Source organism: Agromyces sp. NPDC056965, from assembly GCF_042673425.1.
Classification (GTDB): Bacteria; Actinomycetota; Actinomycetes; order Actinomycetales; family Microbacteriaceae; genus Agromyces.
Genome location: NZ_JBHURI010000046.1, coordinates 19,029 through 32,558, shown reverse-complemented (window position 1 = coordinate 32,558; position 13,530 = coordinate 19,029). Strand labels below are relative to the sequence as shown.

The window sequence follows — 13,530 nt, the reverse complement described above, 5'->3', positions numbered from 1 at the left end:
GGACGATGTCGATCACCTTCCGAGCGCGACCTCGCTCGCGCGGAAGATCCCGTCGACCGCGGGCGTCCACTCGAGGCCCGGGTTCACGGCGTACGTGAACGACGACGTGTACAGCGGCACGTGGTAGACGCGCTCGGCGTTCGCCGTCCAGATCTCCTCGAACACCTGAGCGCGCTCGGCCTCGGGCGCGGCCTGCTGTTCCAGGTAGAGCGCCGCCATCTCCGGGTCGCGAGCGTAGTCCTCCGGCCCACCGGCGAGGAGCTGGTTCACGACGACGTCACCGTCCATGCTCGAGGGCGACCAGTAGCTCAGGTACAGGCCCGCGATCTCGTGGTTGGCGATCGAGAGGCTCTGACTGGCCTGCTCGGCACCCACGAGCTTCACGTTCAGGCCGACCGCCCCGAGGTATCCCGAGATCGCCTGCGCGACCTCCGCGCTCATCGGCAGTCCCCCGACGGTCGTGTACTCGAGCGGGATCTCCTCGCCCGCGTAGCCGGCTTCCGCCAGCAACGCCTCGGCAGCCTCCACGTCGTACTCCGGCGTGGCGAAGTCCGGAACGTATCCGGTCACGCCTTCGGCGACCAGCTGGCCGTTCAGCGTGCCGAGTCCGCCCAGCAGCGTCGAGATGATCGCATCCCGGTCGACCGCGAGGCTGATCGCCTGCCGGATCCGCTCGTCGGCGAGCACCCCCGCCGTCGTGTTGATGCCGAGGAAGACGACCTGGTTCGACGGGCTCTCGATGACGGAGGCCCGTGTCGATCCTTCGAGCACCGGCACCTGGTTCGGGGGGATCACGGCTGCATCGAGCGTTGCGGACTCGACGCCCGTGACCCGCGCGTCCTCCGCGCCGACGAAGGCGAACGTGACCGTCTCGGCCTCGGCCGGCGTGCCCCAGTACTCGTCATTGCGCTCGACGGTGTAGTCGACGCCGTGGTTCCACGAGACGAAGGAGAACGGACCGGTGCCGACCGGGTGCTCGACGAACTGCTCCTGCTCGGCCGCGTAGACGTCCTCCGGCACGATGCCGATCGTCGCGACCTGGTTGATCCAGGCGCTGAAGGGGTTCTTGAGCGTGAACCGGACGATGCCCCCGTCGAGCTCCTCGATCGTCTCGACCATGGCGATCGCCGGTCGATTCGTCGAGGTGTCGGAGGCCAGGATGGTCGAGTACGTGTACACGACGTCCCCGGCGGTGAGCGGCTCGCCATTGTGGAACTCGACGCCCTCGCGGATCGTGAAGTCCCAGACCGTCAGGTCGTCGTTGTGCTCCCACGACTCGGCGAGGCCCGGTTCGATCGCGCCGTCTGCGGCGATGCGCGTGAGGCCGTCGTACAGGGCGTAGTACATGTTCCACGCGGCGATCGACCGCGTCATGATCGGATCCGTGTTGCTCGGCTCCGCGGCGAGCGCCAGCCGCACGTCGCCACCGCCGGCCGCGGCATCACCCGAGCCGGTGGTCGGTGTGGCCATGCAGCCGGCAAACATCGTGGCTCCGAGCAGCATCGCTGCGACGGCGCCGACGGCCCGTACCTTCATCGTGTTCCTCCGTTGGAATGAGACGTACCTCCGTGATTTGGTATACCAAATCGTGTTGCGGGCTAGTTTGCAAGATCCGTCGGCGCAAGTCAAGCCGCTCGAATTCCCGCCGGAACCACCCGCTCGCGCACCCGAAGACGTACCTCAGGCGGCGATGAGCGCGCCCATCTGGGGGCGACCGGGAACCGGGACTTCGTACTGCTCGAGCGTCTCGAGGTCGATGACCGTCAACCCGTCCCATGGCCCACGACTCGTGGAACCGCCGGTCAGCACCGCTTTCGCGCGTCCGTCGACGGTGCTCACCCACTCGAACACGTTCTCGTGTCCCTTCTCGAGCGGCACGAGCAGCTCCTGCCCGTGCGCGAGTTCGCGGATCGTCAGGCTCGGCCCCTGCGTCGCACCGCCGATCGCCCCGACGCCCACGACGAGCAGACGTCCGTCCTCCGTCAGTCCGACTCCGTGCTGATGGGTGTCACCCGTCATCGGCTCGGTCTCGTAGGCCTGGGTCGACGGATCGAAGATCACGAGCCCGCGCCCCTGGTACGGCATGAACAACCGGCCGTCGGCGGCAACCGCGGCGTAGTGCGGCTTCTGGTGCGACATCAGCCCGCCGTCGGTGCCGAACGGCGCCACCTCCGCCCGCAGCACCTCGTGGCCGTCCAGCCTGATCGTGTGCACGGTGAACGAATCGTGGTCGATCGTGTAGATCTCGTCGCCCCGCGGCGAGATCTGCAGGTCGAAGGGCCGCAGGCCCACTTCGAGCGATCGCACGAACCCGCCGGCTCCGACATCGAAGAGCTCGACCGTCGACGTCCTGCCCGCCCGTGCGACCGCAACGTAGACGGATGCACCGTCGGGAGTGACCACCGCTCCCGTGCCACCAGGCCGCTCCTCGCCGTACTCGACGACGTCGGGCTGGTCGAGGTACGGCACCAGCGCGATGCGCTCACGGCGCTCGAGATCGACGACCGCGAGCCCCTCCGCCGTCGAGACGTACGCCCGCCGGCTCCCCTCGTGCACGGCGACCGCCCACGGCGCCGCACCCACTTCGATGCGGTCGACCACCGCGTTCGCGCGCTTCGCCGGATCGACGAACACGAGTCCGTTCGACGTGCTCTCCGTCAGGACCACGAGGCCCCCGATGTTCCTGCCCGCCGCATTGCCAGCAACCGTCACGATCCACTCTCCTCAACCATCGAACGCTTCCCTGCCGACCGATCGGCAGGCTTTCGGGCGACGGTACCAGATTTGGTATACGAAACGTCGATGGCGATAGAGTGTGCCTGCGCGAACCGTTTTCGGCGATCAGCCCCGCCTCCGATGCGGGGTGACGAGTCGATCACGACCAGGTTCCCGACGGATGCTCGAGGAGGAAGTGTGCAGCACGAACCCCCCGCGGCGGTCGACGACGTCGATCGGGAGGCCCTTGCCGACGGGGTCTACCGCGCCCTGCTCCGCTCGATCATCGCCGGTGAGCCCGCCCCAGGAGCGAGGCTCAAGGAACGCGACCTGTCCGAGCGCTATGCCGTCTCTCGCGTTCCGGTTCGAGAAGCGCTGCAGCGGCTCGAGGCCGAAGGATTCATCGCGACCGAACCGCATCGCGGGGCGGTCGTTCGCCGGGTGACGCGCCGCGACATCGAGGAGCTCTTCGACGCCCGCCTCTGCATCGAGCCGTTCGCCACCCGGCACGCGGCGACGCGGTTGCGCGACGGCCTCGCGTCACCGGCGAGGCTCGAAGCGGTTCTCACGCGCTCGCAACGTCATTTCTCGGCCGGTGAGGAGTCGGCGGGGATCTCGTCGAACCTGGACTTCCACGAGGAGGTCGTGCGGCTGAGCGGCAACAGCCTGCTCGTGCGGAGCCTCAAGCCCATGCTCGGCCGCATGGAGTGGATCTTCCAGTTGACCCATGACGCCCGCGAAGACGAGCAGGTGCTCGAACACGTGGAGCTCTACGATGCGCTCGTCGCCGGCAACGCCGAGCTCGCCGCCGCGCAGGCGTACACGCACATCGAACTCGGCCGGTCGCCGGTGCTCGCCGCGCTCGAACCGTTCCTCGCCGACGAAGGCTAGCCCCGGATCGACGTCACGACCGTTCCGCATCGGCGATGACCCGGTCGATCCACGCGAATCGAGGGAGGGCCGGGATCGACGGCGCATCGAACCACCCTGCTTGCGAGAGCTCTTCGGCCTCGAGCTCGGGGGTGCCGAGGATGCGGCAGCGATAGGCCGTGGTGACGTACGCGACGACATCGCCGTTGTCGTACGTGGTGACGAGGTCGGGCCCGCCGTAGGCTCCCAGGATCGAGTGGATCTCGACCTCGGTGCCGAGTTCTTCGCGCACCTCTCGGATCAGTGCATCCCGCGGTTCCTCGCGCGGCTCGACGGCGCCGCCGACGAAGCCCCAGCGATCGCCGTCGACATGCCTGGCGAGGAGGTACTCGCCGCGTTCGTTGGTGATGACGGCCGTGACGCCCGGCAGCATCAGCAGTTGCGTGCCGATATGGCGACGGATCTCGGTGACGTACTCGGAGACGGGCATGCGTCGAGGGTAGGACACCCGATCGGCCCTGCGGTGCGCACGATCGGTCAGCGACAGGATGTCGGTGGGTACTGAGACACTCTCACTATGACGACGATCGAATTGCGAGAGACCCGGCACCTCGCCGTGGGCGACACGCTCGTCAACGTCTCGGGCCGCAGCTACGAGGTCACCAAGCTCGCGCGCGTCGGCCGTGGCATCCGCGTGCACTACGTCGCCGACGACGGCGCAGAAGGGCGGTTCACGGCCGCTCCAGAGGCGATCAGTCGAGTGCTCGGCGGCGGTCTCGGCGGGGCGGCGCAGCACGTCGCCTGATCCCGTGAGAACTCGCGGTGCTGCGCGCCTCCGCCGGCCCATATGATCTCGTCGTGGAATCCATCGCCGCTCGTGCCGCATTGAACCTCGACCCGGCGATCCCGCTGACCTCCGAGAGCATCGATGCGGCGTACCGCGCCGCCGCCTGGGCGCGGCATCCGTCACGCTATCCCGACGCCGGCAGTCGACAGGCGGCCGACCGGTGGGCGACGACGCTGCAGCAGGCTCGCGCGACCCTTCTGGCCGAATACCCCGCCTCCGGGCCCGTGGCTCCGGGGAGCCCTGCTCCACGGCGCGGTCTCTCGAAGGGCTGGATCGCTGGGATCGCCGCAGGCGCATCCGTCGTCGTCATCGGGCTCATCGTCGGGCTCGCCTTCGGCGTCACGGCACTCACCGAGCGGTTCACCGAACTCGCCGATTCGCAGTTCGAGGAGAGTTCGAATGCCACGGGCGTCGATCGCTACTCCGCATCGGAGATGGGGTTCACGTTCCCGGCCGCCATCGAGTACTACTCCGATGCCCGCTACGTCGATCAGTGCTCGGCGGAGTTCGATCAGGGGTGCTGGATGGCCGCGCTCATCCCCGAGAGCGCGTGCGAGATCATGATCGTCTCGATCGGCTTCGGGGAGACGGTCGAGCAGCGGACTCCCGACTACGTCCAAACGCTCCGCTACTTCGACGTGGCAGCAGGCGAACTGACGCCGGTCGTCTACGGCAACGACGAGTACGCCTCCTCCTGGTTCGCCGACGTCACCTGCAACGACGCGTCCGCGTAGCCGCGCCTCAGTCGAAGACCGGCGAGAGGAACCGTCGCTCGTAGCGCCGGATGCACTTCGTCTCGACGGCGAACTCGTACGCCTCGATGCATTCGGCGTCGTCGGCTGCGGCCAGACGGTACTGCTCGTAGTCGGCGAGCGACGGGAACGTGAACAGCGCGAACGCTTCGTCGCTGTCGCCCTCGCTCGGCAGGAAGTAGCCGTGGTGCACGCCGCCGAGCCGGTTGACGAGGCGGATCCAGCGCTCCCCGTACTCGCGGAACTCGGCGAGCTTGTCGGCGTCGATCTCGTAGCGCAGGTGCACGGTGATCATCAGGGGCGACTCGTTTCTCTCGGCGGCGAACTCGGCGCTGCGCGGAGCTCGCAACGAGTATCCCGGCGGCAGCGCGGTCCCGTCCAATCGTGCTGCGTCGAGCACCGACTCACGTACCCTGAGGAAGGGCCGCGATTCGCGCTGGCCGACGAAAGGCTCCCCGTGAACATCATCCTGCTTCGGCGCTTCGTCGCAGTCGCCGAGGAGCTGCACTTCCCGCGAGCCGCAGACGCCCTCGGCATTCCGCTCGCTTCGCTCTACTCGTCGATCGAGAAGCTCGAGGCCGAGGTCGGGCACCCGCTCTTCACCCGGCAGGGCGAGACCCAGCTGACCAAGGTCGGCGTCCTCCTCCTCGACGAGGCGAGGGCGGAGATCGCCGCGGCGCCCGCTCCCGTCGAGAAGCCCGTCGTGAAGGCAGGCGGCAAGGCGAAGGCCTCGAAGGGCAAGGGCCGCGCCCCCATCGTGAAGGGGAAGCCGAAGCCCTACAAGAAGCGCCAGGGCCGCTGACCCGCGGAGTTCACCTCTGTAGGGTGACTCCATGACCGTGAAGATGGACAACGTCGGCATCGTCGTCGAAGACCTCGCAGCGGCGATCGAGTTCTTCCGCGAACTCGGACTCGAGCTCGAGGGGCAGACCGTCGTCGAGGGCGAATGGGCCGGCCGTGTCACGGGCCTCGGAAATCAGCGCGTCGAGATCGCGATGATGCGCACGCCCGACGGCCACAGTCGAATCGAGCTCTCGCGATTCATCGAACCGGCGGTCGTCGCCGACCATCGGAACGCGCCCGTGAACGCGCTCGGCTACTTGCGCGTCATGTTCGCAGTGGACGATCTCGATGCGACCCTCGACCGTCTGCGCGGGCACGGCACCGAACTCGTCAGCACCGAGGTGGTCCGCTACGAGGACGTGTACCGCCTCTGCTACGTGCGCGGCCCCGAAGGCATTCTCGTCGGACTCGCCGAGGAGCTCGGCTGAGCGCCGTCACACGTTGAAGCGGAACTCCACCACGTGCGTCAGTGAACAACCTCTGGCTTCCAACGCACGTTGACCTGATGTTGTGCACGTCGAACGCATTCAGAGCGTTGCCGCTTCAAGGTCACCCAGTCGCCCAGCCAGGAGTTCGGCGAACGTCGCCACCTGCTGCTCGAGGATGCGCCCGTCCGTGAGGACACGCACTTGGACAACGAGATTGGCGCGCTGCAGGTCCCACACGTACGACCGCCAGCGAGGACCTGAGCTCCCCTCGCGCACCCATCCCACTGCGGCGACCTCGTTCGGCACGTCGATGGCCGCTTGCGATGTGACCTGCACGAGACTGGAATCAAGGCCGCCCTCTGTCGGTATGTCCAAGTCCTGCCAGGGGCAGGCAGCAACTCGCTCGTGGAGGTCGCGCATGAACTCGCTGGCTTCCTCAGTCGTCGGGAAGGCGCGGGCCGCGATGTCGACCACCTCGTCGCCGGTCTCCCACGTCTGCACCCAGCTGATCGGGTCTGCCGAGTCGCTACCGGGCCCGGCAGCGATATACGGCGCGTTGGCCGGTAGGAACGCGCATTCCTCGTCTCCTCCGAGCGCGAGCCACTGCTCCCCTGCGGCCGGCGCAACCGCGGCCACAGTGCTCGGCTCGAACGCCCCCACGCCGTAGCGCTCATCTTGGATCGACAGGTGGGCCACGTCTTCGGCGGAGACCGCCATCCGCGTCGCGGCGTCCAGCTCGAAGCACCGTTGGAGGCACGTGAGTGGAGCCGTCGCATCCGGCTGCTGCGGCGAACCTTCGATGAACGGCTGGTCCGGACTCGTCTCGCTCAGGCTATGACCGATGTAGCTGAACATGCCCAGAACGGGGATTGAAAGCACGACCACCGCCGCGAGTGCGATCAGCGCCCATATCCACCACCGCAAGCCACGCCTCTTTGCCGGGCTCGGCTCGACGATGATCTCACTCACAGACGAAGCCCCCCAACGCACGGACGATACAAACGAACCCCAGGCGAATGAGAAGTTGTCCGGCGGTCACGGAGCGCCACTCCTCGTGCTGGCTGAAGCATATCCGTCACCGGAGCGTCCGATCCAGCGGCGCTGGCAATCACCGGAGACAATGCCGTTCTTGTCGCAGAATCCCCGATCGGGACGAATTACACGTTGAAGCGGAACTCCACGACGTCGCCGTCCTGCATGACGTAGTCCTTGCCCTCCATGCGGGCCTTGCCCTTCGCGCGGGCCTCGGCGACCGAACCGGTCTCGACGAGGTCCTCGAACGAGATGACCTCCGCCTTGATGAAGCCGCGCTCGAAGTCGGTGTGGATCACGCCGGCAGCCTGCGGTGCCTTGTCGCCCTTGTGGATCGTCCACGCGCGCGACTCCTTGGGGCCGGCCGTGAGGTACGTCTGCAACCCGAGCGTGTCGAAGCCGATGCGAGCGAGCTGGTCGAGGCCGGACTCCTCCTGGCCGGTCGAGGCCAGCAGTTCCGCGGCATCCGCGGGGTCGAGGTCGATGAGCTCCGACTCGATCTTCGCGTCGAGGAACACGGCCTCGGCGGGCGCGACGAGCGCCGCGAGCTCGGCCTTCTTGGCGTCATCGGTCAGCACGGTCTCGTCGACGTTGAACACGTAGATGAAGGGCTTGGCCGTGAGCAGGCCGAGCTCCTTGACGGGGGTCAGGTCGACGGATGCCGCGGAGAGCGGCGTGCCCCGCTGCAGCACGTCTTGAGCGGCCTTCGCGGCCTCGAGCACCGAGGGGTCGAGCTTCTTGCCCTTGATCTCCTTCTCGAACCGCGGGATGGCGCGCTCGAGCGTCTCGAGGTCGGCGAGGATCAGCTCGGTGTTGATGGTCTCCATGTCGGACTTCGGGTCGACCGTGCCCTCGACGTGCACGACGTCGGCGTCTTCGAAGCCGCGCACGACCTGTGCGATCGCGTCGGCCTCGCGGATGTTGGCGAGGAACTTGTTGCCGAGCCCCTCACCCTCCGACGCGCCGCGCACGATGCCGGCGATGTCGACGAACGACACCGCGGCGGGCAGGATGCGCTCCGAACCGAAGATGCCGGCGAGCGTCTCGAGCCGCGGATCGGGCAGGTTCACCACGCCCACGTTGGGCTCGATCGTCGCGAACGGGTAGTTCGCCGCGAGCACCTGGTTCTTGGTGAGGGCGTTGAAGAGGGTGGACTTGCCGACGTTGGGCAGGCCGACGATGCCGATAGTGAGAGCCACGGGGGTCTATCGTACCGGCACGCACCTCCCAGGCGGTCCGGGCACCTCCGGAGCTCGTCCCGAACCGTTGCCGTTCCAACCCGTAAGTGATAGCTTACCGTTCGTGGAGGCTTACCAAGTCCTGAACGCGCTCGGCGACCCGACCAGACGTCGCATCATCGAGCTGCTCGGCGACCGGCCCCACGCGGTCGGAGAACTCGCCGAACGCCTGCCCGTGAGCAGGCCTGCGGTCTCGCAGCATCTGCGGGTCCTCGCCGAGAGCGGGCTCGTCGCACGCGAGTCGGTCGGCACACGCAACGTGTACCGCCTCGACGACCCGGGCGTCGACGCGCTCCGCTCATGGCTCGACGGATTCTGGACGACCGCCCTCAACCGCTTCGCCGAGCAGGCGGAGCAGGAGTCAAGGAGACCGTCATGAAGCACCCGAGCCTCGACGCGATCGTGAAGACCGTGCGCGTCCCGCTCCCCCAGCCCGAGGCGTTCGCCCTGTTCACCGCACGGATGTCGTCGTGGTGGCCGCTCGACGCCTTCTCCGTCGGCCTCGAGGACGCCGTCGATGTCACGTTCCCCGGACATGCGGGCGGCGAGATCGTCGAACGCCTGCGAGACGGCAGTTCCAGCGTGTGGGGCACCGTCACGCATTGGGATCCGCCTGCCCGGGTGGCATTCACCTGGCATCCGGGCGGCTCGCCCGATGAGGCGACCTCGGTCGTCGTCGGCTTCGAGCCCGACGACGGAGGCACGGTCGTGCGGCTCACGCACGACGGATGGGCGCACCGGGGCGACGGCGAGGCCGCACGGCTCGGGTACGACAGCGGGTGGGATCTCGTGCTCGGCCGTCTCACCGCCGCCGGCTGATCCCGACCGGCGCCCGCTCGGGCGTCTAACGCACCGGCAGGTCGGTCGCGGCATCCGCTCGCTTGGCTCGCCCGACCCTGAGCGTCAGGTAGACGCCGAGCAGCACGAGCGCTCCGCCCGCGATCGCGACGGGTTCGAGCGACTGGCCGAGCACGAGTGCGATGAGCACGGTGAAGACGGGCAGCAGGTTCAGGAAGATTCCGGCGCGAGCCGGGCCGACCGCCGCGGCACCGAGGTTCCAGAGCGCGTAGCCGAGCATCGACGGGAAGATCACGATGTAGGCGAGCCCCGCGATGCCGCCCGCCGAGGTCGGCAGGGCGACGCCCACGGCGGCGACGAGCGGCAGCATCGTCACGACCGCGATCACGGCCTGCACGGCGGTCGCCGTGATCGGCGGCGTCGCGAGCCGCCGCGACACGATCACGTAGGCGCTCCAGACGATGACGGCGCCGACGACCAGGAGGTCGCCGATCCGGAATCCCTGCCGCAGCACGGCGAGCACGTCGCCTCCCGTGAGCACGACGGTGACGCCCAGGAACGCGACGACGAGGCCGACGATCTGCACGCCGCGCAGGCGCTCATGCAGGAAGATCGCAGCGGCGAGCGCGATCGTCGCCGGGTTGATCGCCGAGATCACCGATGCGGTGACCGCACCGGTGAGGCCCAGCGCGGTGTAGAGGAAGAGCGTGTACCCGGTGAGCCCGAGCACCGAGAGCAGCAGGTGCCACGGCCACTCGCGAACGACCCCACGCCAGTCGGGCCGCTCGATCGCCCACGCGAGCACGAGCAGCGGGAGCGCCGCGAAGGCCCATCGCCAGAAGGTGAGCGAGACCGGGCTGATCTCGGCGGTGACCATCTCGCCGGAGATGTAGTTGCCCGCCCAGAAGAGGCTGGCGAGCGTGAGTGCCAGGTACGCCCGTCCGCGATGCATCAGGTCAGGATACGGGCTCTCCGGGGTCGGCTCGCGCCGCGCTCCGGCGCCGACCCGATCCCTCAGTCGGTGAGCGAGGTGCGGAAGCAGCGGGTCACATACGGCACGACGAGCTCCTCAGCGCCCGCGAGGTCGGGGTGCGTCGAGAGCAGGGTCTCGAGCGCGCCGATCGTCGCCTGCTGCTCCTCGGGCGACGACGTGATGTAGTAGCTCCGCGATCGAACGAGGTCGAGGAACGCCTCCCGCGACATCCGCGCCCCCCACTCCACCGTGTGCTCGACGATCTCGCCGAACGGCGGCCCGACGTTCACGTAGCTCTCGAAGGTGGCGCTCGCGTCATGCCGTTCGTGCATGATCCCGCCCGCCTCGCGGAGCCAGTCGACGCGCGTGTCGCGGCTGTTCCAGACGAGTCCGAGCACGCCGCCCGGCTTCAGCACCCGTGCGATCTCGGGGATCGCGCGTTCGGGCTGGAACCAGTGCCATGCCTGCCCCGCCACCACCGCATCGACGGCGTCGTCCTCGACCGGGATCTCCTCCGCGGTGCCGAGGAGGCGCGGAACGCCGGGCACCGCGACCTCGAGCTCCTCGAGCATCTCCTCGACGGGGTCGACCGCGATCACCTCGCGATCGAGCGCGACGAGCGCCTCGGTGAGCTTGCCGGTGCCCGCGCCGAGGTCGAGCACGCGGGTCGCGTCGCCGATGAGCCAGGCGATCGCCTCGGCCGGGTAGCCGGGCCGAGCCTGATGGTAGACGGATGCCGCGGCGCCGAACGAACGCGCACTGACCCGCGTCGCGGGGTCTGAGGGGTCGGCGACGAGTCCGTGCTCGCGGCGCTCGGCCACCTCGGGTCGTTCATTCATCGCGATCCTCTTCTCACCGGCCTGCTCACGTCGCCCCGGCGAAGCCGGGCCACCGCCATTCCACGCCCAGCCCGGGGCATCCGTCAACCTCGCGGTTCGCGGCGCGGGCGGCGGGCGGTGTCGGCGCGGCGTGCGACGATGCCTGTGTGCCAGTGGACTTCACCGCGATCGACTTCGAAACCGCCAACTCCTCTGGCGCCTCCGCCTGCTCGGTGGGGCTCGTGAAGGTGAGAGATGGCCGGGTCGTCGAGCGCGAGCATCGCTACATCCGCCCGCCGTTCCCGCACAACGAGTTCTCGGAGTGGAACGTGCGCATCCACGGCATCACCCCCGAGATGGTCGCCGACGCCGACGACTGGTCCGTGCACCTGCCGGCGCTGCGCGAGTTCGCCGGCGACGACATGCTCGTCGCCCACAACGCGGGCTTCGACATGGGCGTCATCGCGAAGACCTCCACGGCGCTCGGGTTCGACGTGCCCGACTTCCGCTACCTCTGCAGCCTGCAGGTCGCCCGGCGCACCTACCACCTCGAGTCCTACCGGCTGCCGGTCGCGGCGATGGCCGCGGGCTTCGAGGGCTTCTCCCACCACGACGCGCTCGCCGATGCCGAGGCCTGCGCCGCGATCATCGTGCACTCCGCGGCCCGTCACGAGGTCGACGACCTCGACCGGCTCGCGCACATCACGCGCGTGAAGGTCGGCGCGATCGGGCCCGTCGCCACGCGCGACGACCGCGCGGCGCACGGCCCAATGGCCCTGCAGTAGCGGCCCGCCGAGGCCGTGGGCGGGCGATGTCTGCGGGCCCTGCGACACTGTGGACATGGACATCCTCGCCCTCCTCATCGGCCTCCTCGTCGGCATCGCGCTCGGCGCCCTCGTGGCGGCCCTCGTGCTGCAGCGCCGTGGTGCGCAGGCCGCGGCCGAGGCACCCGTCGCCGAAGACCCGGCACTCGTCGAGGCGCGCCTGCAGGCCCGGCTCGCCGAGGTCCGCGTCGGCGAAGAGGCCGCGAAGGCCGTGCTCCGAGAAGAACTCGCCTCCACCCAGGCCACCGCAGAGGCGCTCCGCGAGCAGATCCTCTCGGCGCAGCAGCAGTACCGCGAGCTCGTCGAGCGCCAGCGCGCCGAGGTCCAGGCCCGCGAGGCGCGAGACGCCGCCGAGAGCAAGGTCCTCCAGGCGCTCGCCCCCGTGAAGCAGTCGCTCACCGAGATGCAGTCGAAGGTCACGCAGCTCGAGAGCCAGCGCACGCTCCAGCACGGCGAGCTGACCCAGCAGTTGAAGTCCGCCGCCGAGTCCGAAGAACGACTCCGATCCACGGCGGAGTCCCTGGCGTCGGCCCTTCGCTCCAACAGCACCCGCGGCGTCTGGGGCGAGACCCAGCTGCGCAGCGTCGTCGAGGCGGCCGGTCTCATCGAGCGGGTCGACTTCGACGTGCAGTCGAGCATCACGAGCGACTCGGGCCACGGCCGACCCGACATGGTCGTGCGCCTGCCCGGCGGCAAGTCGATCGCCGTCGACGCGAAGGTGCCGTTCAACGCCTACCTCGAGGCGAGCCAGATTCCGGCCACCGCGACCGGAGCCGAGGGGGCTCGGCGTGCCGAGTTCATGAAGCAGCACGTCGCCGCGGTGCGCGCGCACGTCACGGCACTCGGCACGAAGGGCTATTGGAACGGCCTCGACGCCTCCCCCGAGCTCGTCATCGCGTTCATTCCGAGCGAGTCCCTCGTCTCAGCAGCCATGGAGGCCGACCCCACGATCATGGAGTTCGCGTTCTCGAAGCGGGTCGCGCTCGCCTCCCCCGTCACCCTGTGGTCGGTGCTGAAGACGGTCGCGTTCTCGTGGCAGCAAGACGTGCTCACCAACGAGGCGAAGACCCTGTTCGACCTCAGCCGTGAGCTCTACTCCCGCCTCTCGACCACGGCGAGCCACATCGAGAAGCTCGGTCGCACGATCGAGCGGAGCGTGAAGGACTACAACGCCTTCGTCGGCTCCCTCGAGCGCCAGGTGCTGCCGACGGCTCGCAAGCTCGGCGCGCTCGACGAGTCGAAGGTGCTCGCACCGCTCTCGGGCATCGAAGAGGCGCCGCGCGAACTCACTGCGTACGAGCTCGTCTCGACCACCGGCGCCGATCTCGACCCCGAACTGCGTCGCCAGCTCGAGGCCTCCGGCGACGCCGACTGACGCGAGCTCCGGCGGCC

17 protein-coding genes are annotated in these 13,530 nt (G+C 68.8%); 9 read left to right on the top strand and 8 right to left on the bottom strand.

The genetic code is table 11. The features are described 5' to 3' along the window. Positions 1-12: 12 nt before the first annotated feature. Both ACFTQE_RS12890 and ACFTQE_RS12885 read right to left on the bottom strand, forming a co-directional pair. Complete coding sequence (locus tag ACFTQE_RS12890) at positions 13-1,536, bottom strand: ABC transporter substrate-binding protein (protein ID WP_376925450.1); 1,524 nt, start codon at positions 1,534-1,536, stop codon at positions 13-15. Positions 1,537-1,680: 144 nt separating this feature from the next. Continuing rightward, a complete protein-coding gene (locus ACFTQE_RS12885) occupies positions 1,681-2,712 on the bottom strand; it encodes a YncE family protein (RefSeq protein ID WP_376925449.1) in 1,032 nt (343 codons plus the stop codon). A gap of 201 nt (positions 2,713-2,913) precedes the next feature. On the opposite strand from ACFTQE_RS12885, the gene ACFTQE_RS12880 reads away from it, so the two are divergent. Continuing rightward, positions 2,914-3,606, top strand: coding sequence for a GntR family transcriptional regulator (locus ACFTQE_RS12880; protein ID WP_376925448.1), 693 nt, complete (start codon positions 2,914-2,916; stop codon positions 3,604-3,606). 13 nt (positions 3,607-3,619) lie between these two features. Here the strand turns inward: ACFTQE_RS12880 and ACFTQE_RS12875 are convergent, their stop codons facing one another. After that, entirely contained in the window at positions 3,620-4,075 is a 456-nt protein-coding gene (locus ACFTQE_RS12875; protein ID WP_376925447.1) for an NUDIX domain-containing protein, read from the bottom strand. A gap of 87 nt (positions 4,076-4,162) precedes the next feature. On the opposite strand from ACFTQE_RS12875, the gene ACFTQE_RS12870 reads away from it, so the two are divergent. Together ACFTQE_RS12870 and ACFTQE_RS12865 are read left to right on the top strand one after the other, a co-directional pair. Further along, the gene (locus ACFTQE_RS12870) at positions 4,163-4,390 is read left to right on the top strand and encodes a hypothetical protein (RefSeq protein ID WP_376925446.1); all 228 of its coding nucleotides are present in this window, start codon (positions 4,163-4,165) and stop codon (positions 4,388-4,390) included. A gap of 53 nt (positions 4,391-4,443) precedes the next feature. Then, positions 4,444-5,166 carry a hypothetical protein gene (locus ACFTQE_RS12865; protein ID WP_376925445.1) on the top strand — a complete coding sequence of 241 codons (723 nt, stop codon included), beginning with the start codon at positions 4,444-4,446 and terminating at the stop codon, positions 5,164-5,166. A 7-nt stretch (positions 5,167-5,173) separates the two neighbouring features. On the opposite strand, the gene ACFTQE_RS12860 is transcribed toward ACFTQE_RS12865, so the two are convergent. Beyond that, positions 5,174-5,479, bottom strand: coding sequence for an NIPSNAP family protein (locus ACFTQE_RS12860; protein ID WP_376925444.1), 306 nt, complete (start codon positions 5,477-5,479; stop codon positions 5,174-5,176). A 162-nt stretch (positions 5,480-5,641) separates the two neighbouring features. On the opposite strand from ACFTQE_RS12860, the gene ACFTQE_RS12855 reads away from it, so the two are divergent. Together ACFTQE_RS12855 and ACFTQE_RS12850 are read left to right on the top strand one after the other, a co-directional pair. Beyond that, a complete protein-coding gene (locus ACFTQE_RS12855; protein WP_376925443.1) occupies positions 5,642-5,986 on the top strand; it encodes a LysR family transcriptional regulator in 345 nt (114 codons plus the stop codon). A 31-nt stretch (positions 5,987-6,017) separates the two neighbouring features. Beyond that, a complete protein-coding gene (locus tag ACFTQE_RS12850; RefSeq protein WP_376925442.1) occupies positions 6,018-6,455 on the top strand; it encodes a VOC family protein in 438 nt (145 codons plus the stop codon). A gap of 99 nt (positions 6,456-6,554) precedes the next feature. On the opposite strand, the gene ACFTQE_RS12845 is transcribed toward ACFTQE_RS12850, so the two are convergent. Both ACFTQE_RS12845 and ychF read right to left on the bottom strand, forming a co-directional pair. Continuing rightward, a complete protein-coding gene (locus tag ACFTQE_RS12845) occupies positions 6,555-7,424 on the bottom strand; it encodes a hypothetical protein (protein WP_376925441.1) in 870 nt (289 codons plus the stop codon). A gap of 188 nt (positions 7,425-7,612) precedes the next feature. Next, the gene (gene ychF / locus ACFTQE_RS12840) at positions 7,613-8,686 is read right to left on the bottom strand and encodes a redox-regulated ATPase YchF (RefSeq protein WP_376925440.1); all 1,074 of its coding nucleotides are present in this window, start codon (positions 8,684-8,686) and stop codon (positions 7,613-7,615) included. A 103-nt stretch (positions 8,687-8,789) separates the two neighbouring features. Between ychF and ACFTQE_RS12835 the strand changes: the two genes are divergently transcribed. Both ACFTQE_RS12835 and ACFTQE_RS12830 read left to right on the top strand, forming a co-directional pair. Then, positions 8,790-9,104, top strand: a complete 315-nt coding sequence (locus ACFTQE_RS12835; RefSeq protein ID WP_376925439.1) for an ArsR/SmtB family transcription factor — start codon at positions 8,790-8,792, stop codon at positions 9,102-9,104. Then, positions 9,101-9,544: an SRPBCC domain-containing protein gene (locus ACFTQE_RS12830; protein WP_376925438.1), complete on the top strand. Its 444-nt coding sequence runs from the start codon at positions 9,101-9,103 to the stop codon at positions 9,542-9,544. The genes ACFTQE_RS12835 and ACFTQE_RS12830 overlap by 4 nt, the downstream gene beginning before the upstream one ends. A 25-nt stretch (positions 9,545-9,569) precedes the next feature. Here the strand turns inward: ACFTQE_RS12830 and ACFTQE_RS12825 are convergent, their stop codons facing one another. Beyond that, entirely contained in the window at positions 9,570-10,475 is a 906-nt protein-coding gene (locus ACFTQE_RS12825) for a DMT family transporter (RefSeq protein ID WP_376925437.1), read from the bottom strand. 62 nt (positions 10,476-10,537) lie between these two features. Next, positions 10,538-11,335, bottom strand: a complete 798-nt coding sequence (locus tag ACFTQE_RS12820) for a class I SAM-dependent methyltransferase (protein ID WP_376925436.1) — start codon at positions 11,333-11,335, stop codon at positions 10,538-10,540. Between the two features lie 146 nt (positions 11,336-11,481). On the opposite strand from ACFTQE_RS12820, the gene ACFTQE_RS12815 reads away from it, so the two are divergent. Next, a complete protein-coding gene (locus ACFTQE_RS12815) occupies positions 11,482-12,099 on the top strand; it encodes a 3'-5' exonuclease (RefSeq protein WP_376925435.1) in 618 nt (205 codons plus the stop codon). Positions 12,100-12,154: 55 nt separating this feature from the next. Next, a complete protein-coding gene (gene rmuC / locus ACFTQE_RS12810; protein WP_376925434.1) occupies positions 12,155-13,513 on the top strand; it encodes a DNA recombination protein RmuC in 1,359 nt (452 codons plus the stop codon). The last annotated feature ends 17 nt before the right edge of the window (positions 13,514-13,530 follow it).